A 17,079-nucleotide genomic window follows, 5' to 3' on the forward strand; every position below is an offset into this window, starting at 1 on the left:
GCTGGAACACCCGAGCGGACTCGGGGCGTTGATCGCTTGGGCGTCGGCTTACGGCGGAGTCGAAGAGTCGCATCGAGAGAACGGAGCATCAGAAATGGATGTCTTCATCATCGGCGTCACCGGCGGCATCGGCGGTCTGCTCGCGCAGAAACTGCGCTCTCGGGGAGACGTCGTCCACGGGCTGGTTCGCCGGGACGACCAGCAGGCCGAACTCGCGGCGCGAGGCGTGGACGCGCGAGTCGGCGATCTCTCCGCCATGACGGTGGAGCAGCTCGCGGCGGCATTCGGTGACGTAGACGTGATCGTCTTCAGTGCCGGATCGAACGGCGGCAGCAGGGAGGTCACGACGGCCGTCGACGGCGATGGGGTCGTCAAGGCGATGGAGGCGGCACGCCTCGCCGGGGTGGAGCGCTTCGTGCTGGTCTCGGTGCTTCCGGAATCATGGCGGGAACGCGATCTCCCGGACGAGGTCGAGTACTACTTCGCCGTGAAGAAGGGCGCGGACGTCGCACTCAGCCGCAGCGATCTGAATTGGCTGATCCTCCGTCCGTCACTCCTTCTCGACGGTCCGGGGACCGGCACCGTGTCCCTCGGGCCGGCAGAGCTCCATGGCCAGATCCCTCGCGACGACGTCGCCGCCACCCTCGCTGAACTGCTCCACGAGCCGCGGATCGGCCGGCAGATCCTCGAACTCGACACGGGGTCGACACCCATCGAGGAAGCGGTCCGGGCGAACGTCCGCTCGTGACCTGCCTGGGTTGCCTCGCGCAGGTCGCGGAGTGAGACCAGCCTCCGGACATGCCCTCTGCCCCGGCGGGACCATTGCCTGTCGAAGAGGCAGGCCCCGGCCGGTGGCCCGGTACGTGGACACCGGCCATGGCATGCCTCGCATCACTTCAGCTGTTTCTTGCGAGGAAGCCCCGGCGTTCACGCCGGAGAGGCATCGCTCTGCTTCAGCTGCGCGTACATGGCGTCCAGGTCGGCGGACAGCTGGGACTTGACCCAGCGGGTGGTGTCGTCGGCCAGTACCTCGTGCGACCCCGCCTCGATGCCGTCGAGCGCGGCCACGGCGATGTCACGGGGGTCCGCCTTGGGCGCGTCGACACCTGACGTCATGTCCGTGTCCACATAGGCCATGTGGAGCCCGGTCACCGCGATGCCGCGCGGCTGCAGCTCCAGGCGCAGGGAGTTGGTCTGCGACCACAGGGCGGCCTTGGAGGCGCCGTAGGGCGTGCCGTCGGCCAGCCAGGACAGGACGGAGTGGACGTTGAGGATGTGGCCCCCGCCGTTGCGTTCGATGACCGGCGCGAAGGCCCGGGTGATCAGCAGCGGCCCGTAGAAGTTGGTCTCCAGATCCCTGCGCACGTCCTCCATCGGGGAGTTGAGGTACGAGGCGCGGACGGAGGCGCCGGCGTTGTTGATCAGGATGGTGACGTCCTGGGCCTGCTCGGCGGCCGCCGCCACGGACGCGGGGTCCGTGACCTCGAGCGCCAGCGGAACGGCACCGGGGTGCGTCACCGTGCGCGGGTCACGGGCCGTGGCGTAGACCTTGCCGGCACCGCGTGCGTAGAGCTCCTCGACCAGCACCTTGCCGATGCCGCGGCTGCCTCCGGTGACGAAGACGTTGGCGCCCTTGATTGCTGTCACGACTACTCCAGAAAATGGGAAACTGATCGGTTTCTCCCCAACTGTAAACTGATCGGTTTCCAAGTGCAAGCTCAAGCGACAAGCCGAGTCCGCGACGCGGTGCCGTTGGGCGAGGCTGATTCCGTAGTCAGACGGTCGACGTCCGGCCGTCGCCGGAGCCGGACGCGTCCGGCCTCCCTCCCCGCGGGTCGGCTCAGGCCCGACCAGCGCCGGCCCCCCTGTGCCGGACGCGTCCGCCCATACGGTGCGAGCCCTACGGCGCCGGGGCTTCGGGGCGCCTCCGCGTCTCGCCCGGGGAGCGCTGAGACGGGCATCGACCCGCCGGAGCGCATCGGTCGCCGAGTCCGCGCGAAGACGGGGCGCGTCAGCGCATGCCCGCCGCGTCGAGCAGGATGGCCACCGTGGGTGCGATGAGGCCGGTCAGATTGTCGGCCTGGATTCCCGCGCGGGCGCTGGCGCCGTCGAAGACCAGGATGAGCTGCCGGGCCAGCAGGTCGGGGTCGCTCGCGCCGCCCTGTTCGGCCTCGGAACGGAAGAACCCCGTCAGGTTCGCCTTGATCCGGTGGGCCACCCGGCTCGCAGGGTGACTCTGGTCCTTGAGCTCGATCTGGACAGCCAGGTACCGACAGCCTCGGAACTCGGGCATACCCGCCTGCGCCTCCACATTGTCGAAGACGTACAGGATCCGCTCGCGGGGTGAGCGGCCATCGTCCGCCGGGGGCAGGAGGGTCGCCGCGAAGGCGGCGGCCTGCTCCTCCAGGCTCACCGCAAGCAGTTCGTCCTTGCTCTCGAACAACTGGTAGAGGGAGCGCTTCGACACCCCCGCCGCCTTGCACAGCGCCTCGACGCCGATACCGACACCGTCCCGGTAGGTGAGCGTGGCCGCCGCCTCCAGGAGCCGCTCTCTGGTGCTTGGCTTCACTTCGGTGGTCATACCGCGAGGTTAACTCGAACCGTCCGAAATAAAAACCGATCGGTTTTCGGGGTTGTGGGGGAGACGCCCGTCGCCGAGCCCCGATGGTGTGCGCGCCCCCTGTCCCCGCAGGACGACCCGCGCCGGGTCGCCCCGAGCAAGGGCCCCGCCCTGGACGAGTCGCGGTCCGCTACGCCGGGGCGGCGGCCTTCTCGGGCTTCGCCTCGGCGGGGATACGCGGTCGGCGCGGTGGCGATCAGGGCGGTGGTGCGGGCGACGCCGGTCTCGACGTGTGGTGGGCCCCTATAGCGGGGAGAAAGTGCCTGCGTAAAGCCCCCGGCGGCCACATGTCATCACATCGAGTGATTCTCTGGCCTTTGCTTGCCTGGCGCAACCTACGGTTGCGACGCTGTTGCTGTCCGTACAACCTGATGGGAGCGGCCAGTGACATTCGGTGAGCAGCCGGCCTACCTGCGTGTCGCGGGTGATCTCCGCAAGAAGATCGTCGACGGTTCGCTGCCACCGCACACCCGCCTTCCCTCGCAGGCCAGAATCCGACAGGAGTACGGCGTCTCGGACACCGTCGCGCTGGAGGCGCGCAAGGTGCTGATGGCCGAGGGGCTGGTCGAGGGCCGCTCCGGCTCCGGCACGTATGTGCGCGAGCGCCCCGAGCCCCGCCGTATCGCCCGCTCGGGATACCGCCCGGCGGGCGGCGCCACGCCCTTCCGGCAGGAGCAGGCCGACGGTGAGGCGCGCGGCACCTGGGAGTCCCGCAGCGAGCAGGCCGAGGCGGGCGTCGCTCTGGCCGAGAGGCTCGCCATCCGGCCCGGCGACCGCGTGATGCGCACGAAGTACGTGTTCCGGGAGGCCGGCGAGGCGATGATGCTCTCCACCTCCTGGGAGCCGCTCGCCGTCACCGGCCGTACGCCCGTGATGCTGCCCGAGGAGGGCCCCCTCGGCGGCATGGGCGTGGTCGAGCGCATGGCCGCCATCGACGTCGTCGTGGACAACGTCACCGAGGAGGTGGGCGCCCGCCCCGGCCTCGCGGAGGAACTGCTCGCCCTCGGCGGGGTCCCCGGCCATGTCGTCCTGGTCGTCCGGCGCACCTACTACGCCTCGGGCCGCCCGGTGGAGACGGCCGACCTGGTGATCCCGGCCGACCGCTACCAAGTCGCCTACCACCTGCCGGTGAAGTAGCGCGCCGGGCGTGATGCGGCGCACGTTTCCCCGGGAGCGGCGCACGCCCTTCTGGCAGTTGCCCCCGGCGAAACCCCAACCGGAGCCCCGTTGCCCGGCGTTGGAATCCAGCCGTTCTCGCAGGTCGGCGCGGGCGTGTGCCGGATGCCGCTGACCCGATACATCGACGCGGACCAGGGGCGCGTTCGACTCTGTGCGCCCCCTGGTGCGGTGGTCCGTCCTGGCTGGTTGCGTACCTCTTTGTGAAATTCCGTGTTCGCTGCGTGAAGGTTGGGCGTAGGGTCGGGCATATGCGGATCGCGGTTTCCTTTACGGGTGAGGCGCGGAGCAGGCCGAGGGCGGGAGGCGGAGGGGCGCGATGAACGACAGCACGATCACTCTTCCCTGGCTCGTCATACGACAGGACGACAACGGCAACCGGTACCGCGTGGGCAGGTACGCGACCCGGGCCGAGGCCCAGAAGATCGCGGACAGCCTCGACGGCCGTGGCCACAAACAGCTCTACTGGGTCGAGCGCATCGGTCCGAACGGAACCAGTTCGGCGGACTGAGACCAGGGGCGCGTCCGGCCCCGCCCCGATTCCCGCCCTGTGCGACCCACGCCCGCGCCGGTGCGCGTACCTCCCGTAGGCTCCGGCGCATGACGGAACCGATCGTGGTGGTGGGGGCCGCCCTCTTCGACGGCGGCCGCCTCCTCGCCGCGCGCCGCAGCGCACCGCCCGCACTCGCCGGGCGCTGGGAACTGCCCGGCGGCAAGGTCGAGCCGGGAGAGACACCCGAGGCCGCCCTCGTACGCGAACTGCGTGAGGAACTCGGCGTCACGGCGGAGACCGTCGCCCGCGTGCCGGGACAGTGGCCCCTGAAGGCGCCGTACGTCCTCCAGGTGTGGACCGCTCGTCTGCTCCCCGGCTCCGCCGACCCCGAGCCCCTCCAGGATCACGACGCGTTGCGCTGGCTCACTCCCGAGGAACTGTGGGACGTGGACTGGCTGGACCAGGACGTGCCCGCCCTGCGCGCGACGCTCGCGCTCCTCGACAGCGGTGCGCGCTGATCCTCGGGACACTGCCGGTGGATGTCCCCGCACCGTTTGTGCCACAGCGCGCCGGAGAGTACGGTACCCCGCCCTCAATATCGGGTATATGCCTATTAACCCCACGAAGCCTGGCATGGGTGAGTTCGCTGGCCGGGGATGTGATCGGCGTGATCGACACCGAGGGCGGCGACTTCGCCGAGTGGACCTTCCCCGCGGAACCGGACGCCGTGCGCGCGGCCCGTGCGGCTGTCCGCGGCCGGCTGCGGGCGTGGGACCTCGACGGCCTCGCCGACCTGGCGGCCCTGCTCGTCAGCGAACTGGTCACCAACTCGCTGCAGCACGCCACCGGCCCCATCGGCGTACGGCTGGTGCGTCCCGCGCGCGCCGCGCGCCTCGACGGCGTGCTGCTGGTGGAGGTCTCCGACCCGCTCCCGGACCCGCCCCGCGCGCGCGTCGCCCGTCCCGAGGACGAGAGCGGCCGGGGCCTGCAACTGGTCGCCCGCTCCTCGCAGCGCTGGGGCACCCGGCCCGGTGCCGCGGGCAAGACGGTGTGGTTCGAACTCGCCCTCCCGGGATGATGCAACTCCCCCTGCCGGGTGATCAGAAGGTGTACGTCCGTGACCGCGCCGTCGACGGACTGGTCCAAGCCGGTGGTGGTTGTCGAGCGGTTGGTGAGCGGTTGCCGAAGGGTGTGGTTCGATGCCGTGCCCGCTGGTTAGAAGACTGGGAGTGTTGTCGCGGCCGGGACCGAAAACCGTCGGGAACGTGCTGTGATCGTGAACACCGTGTTGTGCGGCGCCGTAGTGCTGGATACTGCGGGCAGCCGCCGCCGGTGACCGGTGCCGGACGCGGTGAGCTGGAGGGGACGGTTCGCGTGAGCGAGATACCAGCGAAGGCCACGGAGTCCGAGGACCCGTCGGACGGCGCGAGGTTCAGGGCTGCGGCTGACGCCGTGGCAGAGACCGAGCCGGGCGAGTTGCTGCCCGGTGACGCCATGTGGCAGAGCAGTCCGCCCGGCTCGATCTACGACTACATCAAGGTCGCCTCGTTCTCCATCGGCCCCGACGGGCTGGTCGACCAGTGGAGCCTGCGCGCCGAGCAGATCTTCGGCATCCCGGCCGAGCACGCCGTCGGCATGGACCCCATCGAGGCGTTCATCGACCCCGAGCTGCGGGAGCGGGGCCAGCGCAAGATGGCCGAGATCCTCGACGGCCGGGAGTGGACCGGGGTGGTGCCCTTCCGGATGCCGGGCGCGGAGCCCGGGGACGCGGGCCGGCAGGGGCTCGCCGAGGTGTACGTCATGCCGACCCGCACCGAGGACGCGGAGAAGGCCGCCGTCTGCATCGTCGTCGACGTGCGCACCCTGCGCAGCATCGAGACCGACCTTGCCGCCTCGCAGTCCATTTTCGGCCAATCTCCCTTCGGTTTCCTGCTCATCGACACCGATCTGCGGGTCCGCCGCGCCAACGAGCAGTTCGCCAACACCTTCGGCGGCACGCCCGACGACCACCGCGGCAAGGGAGTCCACGACTACCTGCAGCGGTCCGAGGCCGAACGGGTTGCCGCGACCCTGCGGCGGGTGCTGGAGACCGGCAACTCCATCACGGACATGCACGTCACCGGCTTCGTGCCGGGCTCCGACGAGCGCCGCCACTGGTCCGTCAACCTGTACCGGGTGCACAGCGGTTCCGGCCGCCCCATCGGCATCGCCTGGCTCGGCCTCGACATCACCGCCCGCCGCGCCGCCGCCCGCGAGGCCGCCTCCGCCCGGCGCAATCTCGCCCTCCTGAACGAGGCCGGCGCCCGCATAGGGAACTCCCTCGACCTGGAGACCACCGCCCGCGAACTCCTCGACGTCGTCGTCCCCGGCTTCTGCGACCTCGCCACCGTCGACCTCTACCAAGGTCTGCTGGCCGGCGACGAGACTCCGCCCGGGCTCGCCGACGGCAGCGCGGAACTGCGCCGGGTCGCCTTCGCCAGCGCGGTCTCCGACGCGCCCTTCGCCGGTTCCGGCAAGTCCGTCGAGGTCGGCGCGGTCCACCACTACCCGTTCAACTCGCCCTGCGCGGACGCCCTGCGCACCGCGCGCCCGCGGATCGTCCCCGCCGAGGAGGGCGGCCTCGTCCAGTCCACGATCGCGGTGCCGATGGTCGCCCACGACACCGTGGTGGGCCTGGCGCAGTTCGCCCGGACCAAGGGCAGCGAGCCCTTCGGCGACCGGGACCGGGACCTGGCGGTCGAGTTGGCGGCGCGCGCGGCCGTGTGCATCGACAACGCCCGGCTGTACCGGCGCGAGCACGAGCGGGCGCTGATACTGCAGCGGTCCCTGCTCCCGCCCGGCGACCCGGTCGCCTCCGGCCTCGACATCGCCTGCCGCTACCTGCCCGGCAACTCCTCCGCCGACCGGCCGAGCGAGGTCGGCGGCGACTGGTTCGACGTCATCGAACTGCCGGGCCACCGTACGGCCCTGGTGGTCGGTGACGTGATGGGCCGCGGCCTCAGGGCGGCGGTCGCGATGGGCGAACTCCGCTCGGCCGTCCGCACCCTGGCCCTGCTCGACCTCGAACCGGCCGAGGTCCTCTCGGCACTGGACGAGATCGCCCGCGGACTCGGGGCACCCGGCGGCGTCCAGCAGGCCACCCGCGCCGCCCGCCGCCCCCGCGAGGCCGACCTGTCCGAGGTGTACTTGGCAACCTGCGTGTACGCGGTCTACGACTCGGTGACGCGTCGCTGCACCTTCGCCAACGCGGGCCACCTCCCGCCCGTCCTGGTCGAACCCGGCGAGTCGGCCCTGATGCTCGACGTACCGCCGGGCATGCCGCTCGGCGTCGGCGGCGAACCCTTCGAGGAGGTCGAGGTCGAACTCCCCGAGGGCGCCCTGCTCGCGCTCTACACGGATGGACTGGTCGAAAGCCGCGACCACCCCCTCGACGAGGGCCTCCAGGCGTTCGTCGGCGCCCTCACCGACCCCTCCGCCCCCCTGGAGGACGTCTGCGACCACGTCCTCAACACCCTCGACACCCACCACGGCGAGGACGACATCGCCCTGCTGATGGCCCGTGTCCAGGGCCTGCCCGCGGGCTCGGTCGGCGACTGGACCCTGCCGCGCGAACCACGCAGCGTGGGTAAGGCCCGCGAGTACGCCCGCGGCCAGCTGCTCTCGTGGGACCTCGAACCCCTGGTCGACACCACGGAGTTGCTCGTCAGCGAACTGGTGACGAACGCGCTGCGGTACGGCGAGGGCGAGATCAGGCTGCGGCTGCTCCTGGACCACACCCTGGTCTGCGAGGTCTGGGACTCCGGCCTGGTCCAGCCCCGCCGCCGCCGCGCCCGCGACACCGACGAGGGCGGCCGGGGCCTGCAACTGGTCGGCCTGCTGAGCGCGGCCTGGGGCTCCCGCCGGACGCCGCGCGGCAAGACGGTCTGGTTCGAACTGCCGCTGCCGGACGGGGAGAACGGGGTGGCGGATCCGGCGGAGGCGTTGTTGAGCCTGTTCTGAGGGGCGGCGCCCCGGGGGTGTCGGGGGGTGTCGGCGAGTGTCTATCCAGCGGCGAGCGGATCGAGGACATCCCCTGACGAGGTGGTCTTCAGGGCTTCGATGAAGGGGGTGAAGGCGCCGGTGGGGAAGGTGAGGGTGGCGCGGGCGGGGGTTTTGGAGTCGCGGATGGATATGTGGGTGGGGGAGCCGGCGATCTCGACGCAGTCGTTGCCCTCACCTCCACCGGAGTAGGACGACTTCCGCCAGATGCAGGGGGTGACCATGGGCTCACAGCTCCTTCGCCATCCTGTGTATGAAGTCTCGCGAACGGTCGGGTTCGAGTGACACCTTCTCCAGCCTACGGAAGAGCGTTCGAAAGCGGCCGAGTTGGGCTTGGGCGTCGATGAACGCTGTGCCGTGAGGGCCGTCGCGTACCACTGTGTCCAGGTGGGGGACCGGGCCGCCGGCGTACACCATGGCGCTTCCGGCTCCGGCGAAGTCATCCAGTGCGAAGGGGATGACCCGAACGGTAACGTGATCCGCCTCGGACATCTCAAGGATGCGCCTCAGCTGGGCCTGGGACGCGGCGCGTCCGGCCACCTTGATCCGAAGCGCCGCCTCGTGGATCACGGTCTCGTACGGGATGGGGTCGGGGCCCTCGATGACCACCTTCCGTTTCATCCGGTGATCCACCCGGACCCGCACCTCGCTCTCGGGGAACTCCGGGTTCATGTAGGCGAAGAGGGCCCGTGCGTACTCCTCCGTCTGGAAGAGCCCCGGCACGTGGATCACCGCCACGTCGTGGCGGAAGGTGGCGTGGTGATCCAGTTCGGCGAGGTCCAGATAGGCGGACGGGAGCACGCCCCGGTACTCCTCCCACCAACCGCGGGTCCGGTCCGTAGCCATGGCCACCAGGGCGTCGATCAACTCGTCGTCCGCGCAGGCGTAGTTGGCGGCGAGACGACGCAGTCGCTTCTCGCTCACCCCCGTGAGTGCTGCCTCGATCTGACTGATCTGCGCGGAGCTCACCCCGAGCAGCCCCGCCGCATCGCGGGTTGTGAGGCCTGCCGCGTCACGTAGCCTCCGGAGCTCGACCGCCAAGCGCATCTGACGTGCCGTCGGCTCGCTCCTCAAGACCATGATGCTCCTCCCAACGCGCCTGGAGGCGCGACTCGTTCGGGGGCCACGTTACGCGATCAGCTTGCGGGACTTAAACGAATAGGTCTACCGTCGGTGACGCGACGCACACGCTGCGGATTGCCGGGATGACCGGAAGCGCACCGCCCCGCCCTGCCATGACGGCCGCGACACTGCCACCGCCCGCCGACCCGCAACCACCCACCACGTGAACGGAGTTGACGCATGCCCGAAAACGAGTCCGAACCCTGGGAGTACTCCCTCTACATCCCGAACGACCTCCGAGCCGTCACCGTGAGCCGCCGTACCCTCCGTCTGATCCTCACCATGCACGGACTGATCAGCCTGGTCGACGTCGCGGAGCTCCTCGCCGCGGAGCTGGTCTCCAATGCCGTACGGCACACCAAGGGGCCGGCTGCCCTGCGGGTTCGCTGGTCGGCGGGCGTGCTGCGGATCGGGGCGTGGGACGCGGACCCGGAACCGCCGGAGCCACCGCGGGCGTTGGAGCGGCTGGAGCAGTTCGGCGAGTTGGAGGAGGAGGGGCGGGGGCTGGCGCTGGTGCGGGCCTGCGCCGACCTGTGGGGCTGGCACCCGCTGACCAGACACGGCAACCGGGGCAAGTATGTGTGGTGCGAGTTGGCCTCGGCCTGACGCAGTCCGGGTGGTGCCGAGCTGCTGATCATGCCGTGGCCTCGTCACAGGCAGGCGATAGCGTCGGGACCATGGCTGACACCTATGAGATCTACATAGTGCTGAACCTGCGCGAGGGCCTGCCCGACGAGGAGCTCGCGGAGCTGCGGTGGCATCTTGGCCTGGGACCCAAGCCGGAGATTCTCCGCATCGTGTCCGAGTTTCCCGTCGTGGCGTTTGACGACGCCGGCGAACCTCTCATAGAGAACCATCCTGCGCCTCTTCTGGGGCAGCATGGCGATGCCTGGAAGGTGAATGGAGCACTCACTTCGGTACTGGTGCGGCCGGAAGGCCCCACGAACGGGGCGTGGGCTCTGACTGTTCGGCAGGAGATCCACCCGGACCAATTCGACAGCGTTGCCGAACTCCTCACCTGGCTGTCCACCAAGGCGGAAGACCGGCATTGCCTCAAAGCGGAGACGGTCCACCTGGGCTGGATCAAGTTCCATGAATCGGACGAGTTCGAGCCGCTGGTCGTTCGAGACGGCGAGGTCGGGTGGCCGTAGATCACGGCCTTACGTGGGGAACTCCCCGCACCAGTTGCGCCCCAGGAGGGTGGCGGGCAGGTAATCGGACTCGACCTCGATGGGGATGCCGGCGTCGTGGGCGAAGCAAGCGATGGCGAGCGGGGCGAGGGCGACAAGGCCAGAGATCATGTCGGCTCGGCTTTCTTCGGTCCAGTACTCCTTGTGCCACTGGAGGGCGGCGGAGAGGGTTCGCTGGAAGCCGGCCTCGTCCTTGCGGACGACGCGGTGAAACATCTCCATCGGTGGATAGAGCAGCTTGCCCGCCGTCTCCCGGTCGGTGACGGTTTCCGCCTCTGTGCCGTCAACGGCGGCTACGAGCTTGGAGCCGAGGTCGGGGCCGCCGAGCCAGTAGGTCTGGAGCGTGTCGATCCAGGCGTACTCGAACTCGTCGAACTGCGCACCATTTTCCCGGAGCAGAGACAGGGGGACGCGGCAAAGGGCAGTGATCCTGTCCCGCTCCCGGCACACCACAGCCAGGTAGAAGGCAGTGAGCCAGCTACCGGGGTGCACGTACCACTGCGGTCCGGTGGCCTGGAGTGTGCGGTCCTTGTGCGCGATGCGGCACTGCACCTGCTCCTCCGTCGTGGTCGCGGCGGCGAACACGGCGGAGCCGACCTGCATCACGGTGACCCAGGCGTCCCACGTGGGGAAGAATATCGATCCCCGTGGGTCCATCAGACAGTGCGCCTGCGCCAGCGTGAGCGTGGTGCTCAGCGCATCGCCCAGATCGGCGGAGCCCGCCTCCAGTCCGTCGATCAGCGCCTGCGCGTTCTCCTCGAGCACGGCGAGGCCTTCTTCCGCGTTCCCCGTGGGAAAGGGGTGACGAGGAACGGTCGAGGACAACGCGCTTCTCCTTGAAGGATCTCGAAGCAGTTGAGCTTGCAGCGTAGTTACGTGCGGAACTCGCCGACCCAGGTGCCCTTGAGCAGGTGTTTGGGGAGGTACTCCGACTCGACCTCGATGGGGAAGCCCGCGTCATGCGCCAGGCATGCCATGGCCAAGGAACCAACGGGGACCAGCCCTCGGGCGTCGTTGGTGCGGTCCTCGTCCGCAGTCCAGTACTGCTTGTGCAGATTGAGAGCGTTGGCCAGAGACTGGTTGAAGCGTTCATGGTCGGCCGTGACGAACCGGTGGAACAGGTCCACGACCGGCCAGAGGAGTTTCGTGGTCGCCTCGGGCCCCGCGATCGAAGCCGCCTCGGGCGCAAGACCTCGTGCCGCCTCGACCAGCTTGTCGCCGAGTTCCGGTCGGCTCAGCCAGTACGCCTGCAGTGTCTCCACCCACGGGTAGACATAGGCGTCATACTCGGCGCCCGACTCCCGCAGCAATGGGAGAGGAACCTGGCACAGGGCGTCCAGTCGGTCCTTGTCGCGGCAGATCACCGACAGCATGAAAGCGGTGAGCCAGTTCCCCGCATCCACCCAGGGTTGCGGTCCGGTAGCAGGAACGGACCGCACCTCGTGGTGGATGAGGCACGCCACGCTGGGTTCGGTCGTGGTCGCCGCGGCGAACATCGCCGAACCGGACTGCATGGCGGTCACCCACACTTCCCATGTCTCCAGCCACTCCGCCGTGGGGTCCGCCGCCGCTCGCTCCTGGGCAAGGAGCAGCGAGTCGGACATGGCGTCCCTGATTGCCATCGGGGACTCCTGCAGGTCCTCCAGGGCCCAGACGATGCCCCGGCTGAGCACAGGCTCACGACCCGGGATGTCGTCCCTGCCGAAGGCGTGCCGGGGCACAGAGAGCACCACTAGCGTCCTTCCCTGTAGAGATCGAAGTAATTGAGTTCCGCTCCAGCATAGGAGCCGGTGTGCTTGTTGGCCTGGATCATTACGTATTGAACCTTTTTGCGGCGCAGGGCCCGGGCCATCTCTTCGGCGAGACCCTTGTCCGTACCGCCACGGGCCTTCATCTCCTCAAGGATCGTGTGGACGTATTCGAGCGTGCCCTGCTTGACCCTCTTTCGAGCGTGGTCACCGGCGCCCAATCGCCAGTCGAGTTCACCACCCGGTGCCTTCGCCTCAACGATGAGGAAGTCGCCTCTCCCGTTGTCGAGGCGATACAACTGGTCAAATCTCCTGGCACCGTTGCCCGTCTCCATGAGGTCCACCCACTCGGCGCTGGCGAACTCCTCCGGAATGACGTGGAGCTTCGCCGCGCCCTCGCCGAGAGCCTCGCCGACCTTGGTGTTGTTGGCAAGGTCACCCATGGCGTCGCGAGCAGCCTGGAGTGCGTCCAGGTGCTCGGTCGTGGGTGCCTTGTCGTATGCCCGCTGAGCATCACCAAGATCGAGGTACTTCTTGTGCGCGTCGGCCAGTTCATCCAGCTTGGGACCGACGTGATGCTGCACTGAGTCCAAGCCCAGAGCCTTCGGCGGCAGGCGATAGTATTCGCGGTCCGCGGAGGGCAGGCTGTCGGTGGCCACCCACCTCGGGTTGGTTCCCTCCGTCAGCTTTGGTAGGAACTGACCATCAACGATCTCGTCCGCGGTCCTTCGGTGCCCGCGTATGTCGTAGTGCTCCTTGAACCAATCAGGGTTCTCGTTGGCCAGCCGGACGTGCTCGTCATGCCACCACTTCATCTGCTCGGGAGTGCGCTGGACCCACTCCTTGCTGCCGGCACCGGACTGCAGGTCATCCGAGTGCGGGGGTTCATTCGTGGGCACGTCGTCGCTCGCCTGGGCCGTGTCGTCCAGACCATCCGGATGGCTGCCCCCCGTCGACGGGGGTTCGTGGTGGCCGCCGCCCGTGCCTGGGTCGTCGGGATGGGTGCCGCCGGTACCCGCGCCGTCCGACTGTCCAGTGCCGTTGGGATGGTCGGTGGTGGACGGGGTGTCCGGGTGGGTGCCGTTCGTGGACGGGGTGTCGCCGTGGCCGGTGCGGTGTGGGGCGTTGAGGTCGTTCGTGGGCATGTGGTCGCCCACGTGGCCGCCGGGGAGGTGGTCCGCGCTGCCGCCGGGAAGGTGGTCGGCCACTCCGCTTCCGGGGAGGTCACCCCCTGCGTGGACGGTAGGCAGGTCGCCCCCCGCGTGGGCGCCGGCGGTCGTCGGTATGTCCTCGCCGACCCGGCCCACGTCGCCGAGGTTGGTGTCGAGGCTGTTGCCGAGATTGATGTGCTGAGCCGCGTTGTCGGCGGTGTGGGTGGCCACGCCCGCCATCGCCGGTTCCCTCGTCGGAGAGGGTGTGTGCGGCACATCCGACCCCGACGCTGGGGTGCCGGTGTCGGGCTGGTCGACGACGTCGCCGGGGCCGTCGTCGACCTGTTGCAGGACGTTGCCCCTCTCGTCGAGGAGGTTGCCCTCCGGGTCGTAGTAGCGGGCCGGGGCACCGTCCTCGGTGGGGAGTCTCGTGGAGCCTTCCGGCAGGGCCGGGGTGTCGTGCGGGAGTTGGTAGTTGCCGTCCGGGAGCTTCGTCGCGCCCTCGGGGATCGCGGTGCCCTCGGGGAAGTGGACAGTGCCGTCGGGGAGTTTGACCGTGCCCTCCGGCAGCGTGATCGCGGTCTCCGGAAGCTTGGGAATCTCGATGTTCCCGACGCCCTTCAGCGCCTTGGTGATGTCTCCGATCTTCGACAGGCCCGCGCCCGCGCCCTTGGCGATGTAGGTCATCGGGTCGATGACCTTCCCCGCCTTCCCGGCAACCGACAGCACCTTGGCCACCGCGCCCGCCTTGCCCGCGCCCGCCGCCGCACCCCCCGCGCCCCCCGTGAACACGGTCGTCAGGACGTTGAAGGTGACCGCGCCGGCCGCACGGCCGGGGTTCTTGCCCCACTCGTCCCAGGCGACCAGTGCCTTGCCGGTCTCCTTCATCGCGGTGCGTGAATCACGGATCCAGGAGGGGAGTTTGTCGTCCGGCAGGGTCCAGAAGAGTGTGCTCATGCCGGGGATGGAGGAGATCGCCAGGCCGGTGGCGAGTTGGGCGAGGCCCTTCCAGGCCTGGCCCATCGCGTCCCAGCCGCCGAAGCCGACCAGCGTGCCCAGGCCCTTGATGGTGCCCCAGATGCCGTCGACGATCAGGCCGTCCCAGACGAACGACTTCACCCAGTGGCCGACCTCGTACCAGTGGTGCTTCTCCTCCACCGGGTCACCCCAGGGAAGCTTCGCGTTCTTCAGATCGTCCGCGTTGAAGCCGTACTGGTCCTTCCGGTCCGATCCGTCCCCGGCGACCATCTGGGTGCCGCCCCAGATACTGGTGATCTTGTTGTGGCAGGTCCGCTCCGCCGCCCAGAACGCCGCCACCGTCGCGGTGATGTCGTCCCGGATCTGGTTGTGCTTGTCGACCTTGTCCTCGTCGTACTCCCAGTCGTCATCGTCCTTGACCGACGCGACGAAGGTGGTGGCGTCCGCCTTCAGCTGCTCCAGCTTGTCGACCAGCGGGCGGACTTCGGTGGCGTACGACGACAGCGCGCCCGACACCGTCTCCAGGTCCGTGGCGAAATCGTCCGCCCGTTCCTTCACCGGCTTCGTCGTCGCGAAGAGCTGTTCCGCCTCCGGAGCCGTGTAGTACGCCGACAGGCCCTGGAACTGGGAATGGACGTCCTCACCGGTCTTGCGGACGTCGCCCGCGTCCTTCTTCAGGTCCGCGTTATCCGTCTCCAGCAGCGTCAAGTTCCCCGTGAACTGGGGTATTTGATCCGGCTTGATCACGCTCAACTGCCCCCGCTCGTCCGCGTCCCCAACCAGGCCATCTCATCTGAGATCGCATCATCATACAAATCGGCGTGCGGGGTCTCGCGGTGTTTGCGGGTGTCTTGCGGGGGGTGTCCTGAGGTGAAGGAAGTTCCTTATCGCGAACGGACGTTACTCAGAAGGGACGTCACTGCGAAGGGACGCTGCGGCGCGCTCGGGTGCGCGGGCCGCCGAAGCTTGGCGGTGGGCCGTCCTTCTGGGCGCCGGTGAGCAGGATGCCGCCGAGGACCGCGCCGGCGACCCCGCTCTCGTGCCGCGCCGCTCCGGAGAGCGGGGTGCCGTGCAGGCGTACGTCCCGCTCGGCCAGTTCGCGGGACTCGCGGGCCAGGGTGTCGGCCGTGAGGTGATCCGGAGGGTCGGCGGTGAGCGCCCGGCCCGCCTCCGCCAGCCGGAGGCGGGCCTCAGCGCCCACGGCACTCCGATGTGTCTCGATGAACCCGTCCGCCAGGGCGATCGCACTCCGGGCCACGAGAAACCCGGCCGCCGACAGCACCCCGGCTTGCCCCAGCGCGAGCGGCTCGGTCGCCGCCATGATGCGTCGCAGGGCGTCGAGGGGGTCGTACGGGCTGCCGCCCGTCATGGCCTCTCGTACGGCGGCCAGGATCAGGTCGGCTCGCCGGACGCGGGCGTGCAGTTCGCCCGCTGGTGTGGCCTCGTCGTCCGCTGTCCGTCCCCGCACCCCTGCCAACTCCGCCTCCGCTCCCGTCAGCGCCGCCGGTAGCAGCGTCGTCGCCGTGCTGAGCTCGGCGGCCAGTCGGTCTACGGCTGTGAGCAGGACGGTGGCCTGGGACACTGCGGCCTCGGCGGCTCGCAGGTGGTGGGCCGTGCGTTCGGGGGCGGGCCAGTCAGCCCACTGGCGGGCCTGGTTTAGGTGAGTGGTCGCGAACACCAGGCGGTCCTTGGCCTGTTCGACGTACCCGGTGACCTGGGCGGTGGCGGAGTGCGGGTAGCGCTTGGCGAGGGCCGTGAGGGTTGCCTCCGTGGCTGACGTGTGCGCGGCCAGTTCCCGGAACCAGGTCTCCGTGACCGTGAGGGCCTCGCCTGACTCCCCTTCCAGCGCGCGGAGTCGGTCGAAGGCGGGAACCTCCGCGTCCAGTCGCCGCCCTGCCTCCTGGCACCGGCCCACGATCCCCGCGCGTACGTGCCGTCGGGATGCCTCGTCCGCCGGGACGCCGGCCTCGTACTGCCGCCCTATACGGAAGGCGGCGGAGAGTTCGGACTCCGCGTCCCGTACGGCCCGGGCGAAGGGGGCGACGGCCTCGGAGCCGAACCTGGCCTCGACCAAGCCGAGTTCCTCGCGGCTGGTGCGGACCCAGTCGTCCGCCTCGGCCAGGAAGGCGCGGGACTGTTCGTCCAGTTCGGTCGGCGGGTGCGGCGGGGCGGGTGCGGTGGGCGGGGCGGCGGGGGAGCCGCCGGGCGTGGTGCGGGTCCGGGCTCGGCGGGTGCGGCGCAGGTACCCGTAACCCGCCAGTGCACCTGCGGCGACCACCGCGACGAGCGGCAGGACGAGGTCGGCGGCGGACGCGTCGCCCTCCTTCGACACGGCGGCACCCGCACTCAAGCCGGAGCCGGCGGCCCGGGTGGCGGGGGCCGAGGGGGCGGTGCGCGGCGCAACCGGGACCTCCGTGTTGATCGTCATCCCCGGCAACAACAGCCACAGAACCCCGACCGCACCGCCCAGCACGGCATGCCACACCCGTACGGATATGTGCGCGGCGGCGCGTCGCGGCCGGCCTCGGATCAAGGAAGACGTCACATTTCGGAGCGTATGAGC

General features: G+C 69.6%; 16 protein-coding genes. 8 read left to right on the forward strand and 8 right to left on the reverse strand.

Annotation, left to right across the window (positions count from 1 at the left end):
- The first annotated feature begins 94 nt into the window (after nucleotides 1-94).
- The gene (locus tag ACIBK3_RS08735) at nucleotides 95-748 is read left to right on the forward strand and encodes an NAD(P)H-binding protein (RefSeq protein ID WP_399363293.1); all 654 of its coding nucleotides are present in this window, start codon (nucleotides 95-97) and stop codon (nucleotides 746-748) included.
- 179 nt (nucleotides 749-927) lie between these two features.
- Here ACIBK3_RS08735 and ACIBK3_RS08740 read toward each other — a convergent pair whose 3' ends face one another.
- On the reverse strand, nucleotides 928-1,647 hold the full coding sequence (locus ACIBK3_RS08740) for an SDR family oxidoreductase (protein ID WP_399363295.1): 720 nt from the start codon (nucleotides 1,645-1,647) through the stop codon (nucleotides 928-930).
- A 364-nt stretch (nucleotides 1,648-2,011) separates the two neighbouring features.
- Nucleotides 2,012-2,581: a TetR/AcrR family transcriptional regulator gene (locus ACIBK3_RS08745; RefSeq protein WP_399363298.1), complete on the reverse strand. Its 570-nt coding sequence runs from the start codon at nucleotides 2,579-2,581 to the stop codon at nucleotides 2,012-2,014.
- Between the two features lie 423 nt (nucleotides 2,582-3,004).
- Between ACIBK3_RS08745 and ACIBK3_RS08750 the strand changes: the two genes are divergently transcribed.
- From ACIBK3_RS08750 to ACIBK3_RS08770, 5 genes are all read left to right on the forward strand, one after another.
- Nucleotides 3,005-3,757 carry a GntR family transcriptional regulator gene (locus ACIBK3_RS08750; protein ID WP_399363300.1) on the forward strand — a complete coding sequence of 251 codons (753 nt, stop codon included), beginning with the start codon at nucleotides 3,005-3,007 and terminating at the stop codon, nucleotides 3,755-3,757.
- Between the two features lie 358 nt (nucleotides 3,758-4,115).
- Nucleotides 4,116-4,307 carry an SPOR domain-containing protein gene (locus tag ACIBK3_RS08755; RefSeq protein ID WP_030666307.1) on the forward strand — a complete coding sequence of 64 codons (192 nt, stop codon included), beginning with the start codon at nucleotides 4,116-4,118 and terminating at the stop codon, nucleotides 4,305-4,307.
- Between the two features lie 89 nt (nucleotides 4,308-4,396).
- Nucleotides 4,397-4,807, forward strand: a complete 411-nt coding sequence (locus tag ACIBK3_RS08760) for a (deoxy)nucleoside triphosphate pyrophosphohydrolase (protein ID WP_399363302.1) — start codon at nucleotides 4,397-4,399, stop codon at nucleotides 4,805-4,807.
- Nucleotides 4,808-4,926: 119 nt separating this feature from the next.
- Entirely contained in the window at nucleotides 4,927-5,367 is a 441-nt protein-coding gene (locus ACIBK3_RS08765; RefSeq protein ID WP_399363304.1) for an ATP-binding protein, read from the forward strand.
- 296 nt (nucleotides 5,368-5,663) lie between these two features.
- Nucleotides 5,664-8,288, forward strand: a complete 2,625-nt coding sequence (locus ACIBK3_RS08770; protein WP_399363306.1) for a SpoIIE family protein phosphatase — start codon at nucleotides 5,664-5,666, stop codon at nucleotides 8,286-8,288.
- A 41-nt stretch (nucleotides 8,289-8,329) separates the two neighbouring features.
- Here ACIBK3_RS08770 and ACIBK3_RS08775 read toward each other — a convergent pair whose 3' ends face one another.
- Both ACIBK3_RS08775 and ACIBK3_RS08780 read right to left on the reverse strand, forming a co-directional pair.
- The gene (locus ACIBK3_RS08775) at nucleotides 8,330-8,551 is read right to left on the reverse strand and encodes a DUF397 domain-containing protein (protein WP_399363308.1); all 222 of its coding nucleotides are present in this window, start codon (nucleotides 8,549-8,551) and stop codon (nucleotides 8,330-8,332) included.
- Nucleotides 8,552-8,555: 4 nt separating this feature from the next.
- Nucleotides 8,556-9,407, reverse strand: coding sequence for a helix-turn-helix domain-containing protein (locus ACIBK3_RS08780; protein ID WP_399363310.1), 852 nt, complete (start codon nucleotides 9,405-9,407; stop codon nucleotides 8,556-8,558).
- A gap of 222 nt (nucleotides 9,408-9,629) precedes the next feature.
- Here ACIBK3_RS08780 and ACIBK3_RS08785 point away from each other — a divergent pair, with 222 nt between their 5' ends.
- The gene (locus ACIBK3_RS08785; protein WP_399363312.1) at nucleotides 9,630-10,055 is read left to right on the forward strand and encodes an ATP-binding protein; all 426 of its coding nucleotides are present in this window, start codon (nucleotides 9,630-9,632) and stop codon (nucleotides 10,053-10,055) included.
- 71 nt (nucleotides 10,056-10,126) lie between these two features.
- Nucleotides 10,127-10,600 carry a hypothetical protein gene (locus tag ACIBK3_RS08790; protein WP_399363314.1) on the forward strand — a complete coding sequence of 158 codons (474 nt, stop codon included), beginning with the start codon at nucleotides 10,127-10,129 and terminating at the stop codon, nucleotides 10,598-10,600.
- 9 nt (nucleotides 10,601-10,609) lie between these two features.
- On the opposite strand, the gene ACIBK3_RS08795 is transcribed toward ACIBK3_RS08790, so the two are convergent.
- The 4 genes from ACIBK3_RS08795 to ACIBK3_RS08810 form a co-directional block, all read right to left on the reverse strand.
- Nucleotides 10,610-11,404 carry an immunity 49 family protein gene (locus tag ACIBK3_RS08795; protein WP_399363315.1) on the reverse strand — a complete coding sequence of 265 codons (795 nt, stop codon included), beginning with the start codon at nucleotides 11,402-11,404 and terminating at the stop codon, nucleotides 10,610-10,612.
- A 107-nt stretch (nucleotides 11,405-11,511) separates the two neighbouring features.
- Entirely contained in the window at nucleotides 11,512-12,369 is an 858-nt protein-coding gene (locus tag ACIBK3_RS08800) for an immunity 49 family protein (RefSeq protein ID WP_399363317.1), read from the reverse strand.
- A gap of 2 nt (nucleotides 12,370-12,371) precedes the next feature.
- Nucleotides 12,372-15,263, reverse strand: a complete 2,892-nt coding sequence (locus ACIBK3_RS08805; RefSeq protein ID WP_399363983.1) for a hypothetical protein — start codon at nucleotides 15,261-15,263, stop codon at nucleotides 12,372-12,374.
- A gap of 169 nt (nucleotides 15,264-15,432) precedes the next feature.
- Complete coding sequence (locus ACIBK3_RS08810) at nucleotides 15,433-17,061, reverse strand: hypothetical protein (RefSeq protein WP_399363319.1); 1,629 nt, start codon at nucleotides 17,059-17,061, stop codon at nucleotides 15,433-15,435.
- Nucleotides 17,062-17,079 lie beyond the last annotated feature (18 nt).

Origin of the sequence: Streptomyces sp. NPDC050287, assembly GCF_044459385.1 — a bacterium.
Taxonomy (GTDB): domain Bacteria; phylum Actinomycetota; class Actinomycetes; order Streptomycetales; family Streptomycetaceae; genus Streptomyces.

Excerpts from the sequence above, each read along its gene's own strand:
- ACIBK3_RS08735 (WP_399363293.1), top strand. The coding sequence starts at position 95 with ATGGATGTCTTCATCATCGGCGTCACCGGCGGCATCGGCGGTCTGCTC.
- ACIBK3_RS08745 (WP_399363298.1), bottom strand. The coding sequence starts at position 2,581 with ATGACCACCGAAGTGAAGCCAAGCACCAGAGAGCGGCTCCTGGAGGCG.
- ACIBK3_RS08755 (WP_030666307.1), top strand. The coding sequence starts at position 4,116 with ATGAACGACAGCACGATCACTCTTCCCTGGCTCGTCATACGACAGGAC.
- ACIBK3_RS08760 (WP_399363302.1), top strand. The coding sequence starts at position 4,397 with ATGACGGAACCGATCGTGGTGGTGGGGGCCGCCCTCTTCGACGGCGGC.
- ACIBK3_RS08775 (WP_399363308.1), bottom strand. The coding sequence starts at position 8,551 with ATGGTCACCCCCTGCATCTGGCGGAAGTCGTCCTACTCCGGTGGAGGT.
- ACIBK3_RS08780 (WP_399363310.1), bottom strand. The coding sequence starts at position 9,407 with ATGGTCTTGAGGAGCGAGCCGACGGCACGTCAGATGCGCTTGGCGGTC.
- ACIBK3_RS08785 (WP_399363312.1), top strand. The coding sequence starts at position 9,630 with ATGCCCGAAAACGAGTCCGAACCCTGGGAGTACTCCCTCTACATCCCG.
- ACIBK3_RS08790 (WP_399363314.1), top strand. The coding sequence starts at position 10,127 with ATGGCTGACACCTATGAGATCTACATAGTGCTGAACCTGCGCGAGGGC.